Raw genomic sequence first — 5,149 nt, forward strand, 5'->3', positions numbered from 1 at the left:
ACTAGGGCCTGTGTGATGTCGTGATCAATCTTGGGATCCGGATCCGCCGGTCAGGCGGATCCGGTAGGAAGACGATCGTGACGCGTAGCCAACTCACCGACGACCAGTGGAAGTTGATCGAGCCGTTCCTGCCGATAGGCGAGTACGGCCCGTACCCCGGACGGCTGCGGGAGCAGTTCGAAGGGGTGATCTGGCGGTTCCGCACCAGCAGTCAGTGGCGGGAGATGCCCGGCGAGTTCGGCCCGTGGCCGACGGTCTACGGTCGCTTCCGGGTGTGGAGGGACGCCGGTGTCTTCACCGCGCTGCTGGAAGGTGTGATCGCTGAGGCCGCTCGCCAGGGGAAGACGGACTTGTCCCTGGTCAGCGTGGACTCCACCACCGCCCGCGCCCATCACGACGCCGCCGGGATGCGCATCGGCAAGGAGGTCATGGACGCCCTGGAGGAAGCCGCCGCCGAGCAGGAGCGGGCCCGGCAAAAGGGGGCGGCCCGCCGGAACAGAACGGGCAGGACGGCAGTGACGACCCCGAACGGGAAGAGCGGTGGCGCGTCAGACGACGGCGCAAGCTCCGCTTGAAGCAAGCCCTGCTGGGCAGATCCCGTGGTGGGCTGACGAGCAAGATTCATCTCGCCGCCGACCGCAAGTGCCGTCCGCTATGCCTCGTGCTGACCGCAGGACAGGCCGCCGACAGCCCGCAGTTCGTGCCCGTGCTGCACAAGGTGCGGGTTCGTCTGCCTGTCGGCCGTCCCCGAACCCGGCCTGACGCTGTCGCCGCGGACAAGGCCTACTCGTCCCGCGCCAACCGCTCTTACCTGCGCAAACGCAACATCAAGGCAGTCATCCCGGAGAAGAAGGACCAAGCCGCCAACCGGAAGAAGAAAGGCAGCCGGGGCGGCCGGCCCACACGCCATGACGTCGATCTCTACAAGGAACGGAACACCGTCGAGCGCCTGATCAACAAGCTGAAGGCCTGGCGGGGAATCGCGACTCGATACGACAAGACGCCCGAGAGCTACCTCGCCGGCCTCCATCTCCGCGCCTCGATGATCTGGATCAACGACCTCCTGAAGCCAACTGGTTGATCACAACATCACACAGGCCCTAGAACACTCCGTTCTGTCGGCAGCCAGGAAAAGCACGTCCACGGACTCAACATCGGTCCGCCCGGCCTTCTCCGTCTCCCGCCCCGCACTGTGCACACCAAGCTCAACGGCTTGTCGGCTCATCGGGTAATGGGCACAGCCCTTGTGGCGCGAGGAGGTGCTTCCACGCCCGGGCGGCCTGCTCGCCGACGGATCGACTCGGGGGCGCTTCCAGGGCCAAACCGTCGAGACCTACGTCCAGCGCATGCCGATGGCGGAGAGCTGTTCGATCCGTTCTGGCGACAGCGTCGCGGCTCTGGATCTCTGATTCCCGACCCATGCCCCGAGCTTGATCTCTCGTTCCTCCTGGTCCCTGCCGCTCTCGCCGTCGTGACTGTCGTCCCCGCTGTCGACGGCGATCCGTTCGACGTGCTGCCTCGGCACCCGAAGGTGCCCCTCGCGCTCGTAGAACTGTCTGGCGGCGGCGTAGTTCATGGCCCATTTGTCGGCCTGCGTGCGGCGCGGGCGCGGCTTCTCGTCCTCGGTCGCGGGCTGGATGCCGAGGATGTGCTCGCACATCCACTGCTGGACGCCTGTGAGTTTGTCCCAGCTGAACCGCACCGCTTTGACCCACCGGCCAAGGTCCTCGCCCTGGCGCACGACGATGCCCGGCGCGGTGGGCAGCTCGCCGCCGGCCTCCAGGTGCAGCCGGACCAGATGGAAGGCACGCTGCCATTCCACCGGCCAGGCCGGGCACCAGGCGGGGTCGATCTCCTCCAGCTGTTCGCGCCGCTCGGCCGACAGCACCCAAGCCGACGTCGTCTTCACCGGCAGACCCTCCGCCTGCCGTTGCTCGGCCTCCATGCCCCGGCGGGCGGCGGCACGCGCGTTCTTCAGAAAGATCCCTACCCGGTACCCCTTGTATGTGGCGTCCAGGGGCGCCAGGAGGTGGCCCGCCTCGGCTGCCCATCCTCGGGCGGCGGTCAGGCCCTCCTCCCATGCGACGTCGAAGTGCGACCACACCATGCCAAGCTTCTCCAGCTGCTCGATGCGGTCCTCGTCCATGTCCCCGCGGCCGTAGAACCTCCTGGCGTCGGCGATCCATTGCCCCAGCGGGAAATTGGCCAGCGAGGCCGGCCACCCCTCAGCCTGCGGCTCCTGACCAGACGGCACGCGGTACGTGAACGGCACCTTGAGGTCCCCGTGCTCGCGGGCGTAGATGACGGCAGCCTCGATGCCGCGCCGCCAGTGCTCGTGCTCGGGGTTGAGGACCCGCAGGTTGATGAACGCCGCCAGCTGCGCGGGGTCACGCGGGGTGCTGAACTTCAGCAGCTCCCGGGCTGGCGTCGACAGTCCACGATCGCCGCCCTCGGCTCCTTCGCCTCCGGAACGTGTCTGTACGCCTCTGACGCGGCTTGGCGCCTGGGGCTGCGCCAGAGCCTCCACGACACGGGCGTCGTGCGCTCTGAGCGCTTCCAGTAGCTTGGCCAGGCCGCCGTACGCCCGGCTTGTGAGCATGTTGTCCGCCGTCTCCCCGGGCCCCAGCAGCACCGGCACTACCAGGCTGGCCATCTTGCCCTCGCCCGGATGCATCCGCAGCGCCCGGCCTACGGCCTGGACGAGGTCCGGCATGGAGCCGCGTACGTCCGCGAAGTACACGGAGTCACATTCTCGGGTGTCAACCCCTTCTCCGAGCACCTTCACCGAGCTCAGGAAGCTTTTCTCGACGACCGTGCCGTCGGTGGCGATGCCGTCGGCGAACTCCTCGAGGACCCGCCGCCGGTGGTTGGGTTTGTGGTCCCCGCACAGCCAGTTGGCCCAGATGGTCTTGGGGTACAGCTCCGGGTCCGCGTCGTGCAACTGCGCGGCGATGTCGGGAAGGCCGGCCGCGAACGCCTCGGCTTCCTTGACGACATGGTGAAAGGAGAGCGTGCGGCTGAAGCCCTCCTCCGCGGCCGCCTTCACCAGAGCCGTCTGCAGCGCCGCGAGCCGGGCCCCGCGCACGGCCTCGGACCGCCCGTCAGCACCGAGCAGCACGGCCGCCTGGAGTTGCGTGTCGGTGACGTCCACGCACACCACCTGGTACGGCGCACAGATCCCCCGGTCGATCGCCTCGGACAGGGTAAGGGTGTAGCAGCGGGCACCGAACGGCCCGTTGGGGTCGTCCTCCATGCTCGCCACCAACGCGCCCGGCACGCCCTGCTGCTCCTGGTCCTCGTCCAGCTGCCACAGCCGGGGTGTGGCGGTCATGTACAGGCGGCGCAGGGACGGGATGCGGGTGTTGTCGTGGACGACCGCCCAGGGCTTGCCGATCCGGCCGGACGTCCGGTGCGCCTCGTCGACCACGATCAGGTCCCAGCCCGGTAGGCCGGCGGCGTGGGCGCGCTCCAGCGTGCCCAGCCCCAGGCTGGCGTACGTGGCGAACACGGTCACCTTGTCGAACGGGCGGACCCACGCCACGAGCTCGTCCACGTTCGTGGTGTTGGGGAAGGTCACCTGGTCACCGCGCAGGGACGAGACCCCGATCAACGGCCCGCTGCGGCCTCCATCGCGCCACGCGGTCTCGGTCTGCGCGAGCAGGTCCAGCGAGGGCACGAGCACCAGTACACGGCCTGCCTGGAGTTCCTCCGCGCTCCGGGTGGCCACGAGGCTCTTGCCCGATCCAGTAGCCATGATCACCTGAGTCCGGAGCCCACGCTCAGGCACAATGGATCTTGCAGGAAGTTCCAGTGCCGTGATAATCGCGTCGATGGCTTCTCTTTGGTGGGGACGGAGGGTTTTCCTTTCCACCGAACTTCCTTTCTCCTGGATTATTGCCGCCCCCGCCGCGAGTGCGCAGCGCGCTGCGCCAAGACGGCTTCAGTCAGGTCAGTGCGCAACTGTTCGAGGAAGTCCCTGAGGTCCGTGGCAGCGCAGCGGTAGCCGCCGGGGTCGAGGTGGTAGCTGTCGCCGGTGAGGGCGCCGAGCGTGAGGTGGTAGGCGCCGCCGCTGGTGTGGCTGACCGCGTACATGCCTCCTCCGCCGTCCGTACCGAAGACTGTCACCGTGTCATCAATCGCTCCAGTAAGCCGGTTTGGGTAGTTGCCTGCCTCCGTCTGGGAGACGAGAGAAGATGCGTCATCGATCCAGATACCGTTGCCGAGATCGGGCAGGACGACAGGGCCGAGCTGGGCGTAGTACTCCAAGAGTGCCCCGGCCGCCCCGGCGTGCACGAGCAGTGCGACCGCGGCCTCACCCTCCTCGGCAGAGGCGAGACACGCCTTGTGCTCTCCAGGCGGGTAACCCTGTGCGGCCTCGAAGCTCGCGGAGAATGCGTCCGCGAGCCGAGTCATTTCTTCGCCCCACTCACGCAAATATGCAGTGCCGTCCACGACCGATGACCGCCCATCCAGTGGGATGTAATAATTCCAGAGTCTAGCAGCAGAGTACTTTGATGCATCGAATCATCGTCAAGTTCATCCGGGATGCATCCCCACACCGCCCCGCCGCCGCGGCACAGGCCCTGACTGGCCTTCTCGTCACCGTCGGCCTGTGCACTCCCGGACAGTCCCGCCCGTGCCGGCGGCCCACCAGTGGCCCGGAGGCGCTGCCATTGGGTCTACCGAGGCGGTGACCGGGCATACGGGCGTCACTCCCTGTGAGAGGAGCTCGTTTCATGCTCGGCATAGTCGCGGCGGTGCTGTTCTTCTTGTCCTTTCTGATCAACGTGGCAGATCTCAGCACCAACGACGTGATCTCTTCGGTGAACGTGATGCTGCTGGGATTGACTGCTCTGGCCTTGCACGTGGCTGGAATCGGCAGCAGCTGGGCCCGCAGACGCTGACCTCACAGAAGGGTCTGGTGACGAGCCGTCACCACCCGGTCAAGCCCCCGATCTCCTAGCCAGCCCGGCCCGCGCCAGCGGGCCCACGGCCCTGGAGGCGCAGCCGGAAGGACCGTCAGGCGGGGGAGCGCAGCGGACCAGCCGGCCAGGCCGGAGCGGAGCGGAGGCTGACAGCGGGACAGAGTCCCGCCGGTCCGGGAGCGCAGCGGACGGACCGTCAATCCCGGTGCGCAGCACCGGGATTG

At 67.6% G+C, this 5,149-nt stretch carries 3 protein-coding genes and 1 pseudogene; 2 read left to right on the top strand and 2 right to left on the bottom strand.

All coding sequences use genetic code 11. The features are described from left to right. The first annotated feature begins 77 nt into the window (after positions 1–77). Positions 78–1,081 (top strand): annotated as a pseudogene (locus ACPT94_RS42055) (IS5 family transposase). A 252-nt stretch (positions 1,082–1,333) separates the two neighbouring features. On the opposite strand, the gene ACPT94_RS42060 reads toward ACPT94_RS42055, so the two are convergent. Together ACPT94_RS42060 and ACPT94_RS42065 are read right to left on the bottom strand one after the other, a co-directional pair. Then, entirely contained in the window at positions 1,334–3,871 is a 2,538-nt protein-coding gene (locus tag ACPT94_RS42060) for a helicase associated domain-containing protein (RefSeq protein ID WP_425248150.1), read from the bottom strand. 20 nt (positions 3,872–3,891) lie between these two features. Continuing rightward, positions 3,892–4,452, bottom strand: coding sequence for a hypothetical protein (locus ACPT94_RS42065; RefSeq protein WP_425248151.1), 561 nt, complete (start codon positions 4,450–4,452; stop codon positions 3,892–3,894). A gap of 284 nt (positions 4,453–4,736) precedes the next feature. Between ACPT94_RS42065 and ACPT94_RS42070 the strand changes: the two genes are divergently transcribed. Continuing rightward, entirely contained in the window at positions 4,737–4,904 is a 168-nt protein-coding gene (locus ACPT94_RS42070; protein WP_425248152.1) for a hypothetical protein, read from the top strand. The last annotated feature ends 245 nt before the right edge of the window (positions 4,905–5,149 follow it).

The sequence above is a fragment of the Streptomyces aurantiaciflavus genome (assembly GCF_049808595.1).
Taxonomy (GTDB): Bacteria; Actinomycetota; Actinomycetes; order Streptomycetales; family Streptomycetaceae; genus Streptomyces.

Bases quoted from the DNA above. Each gene is read 5' to 3' on its own strand.
- ACPT94_RS42070 (WP_425248152.1), top strand. From the start codon at position 4,737: ATGCTCGGCATAGTCGCGGCGGTGCTGTTCTTCTTGTCCTTTCTGATC.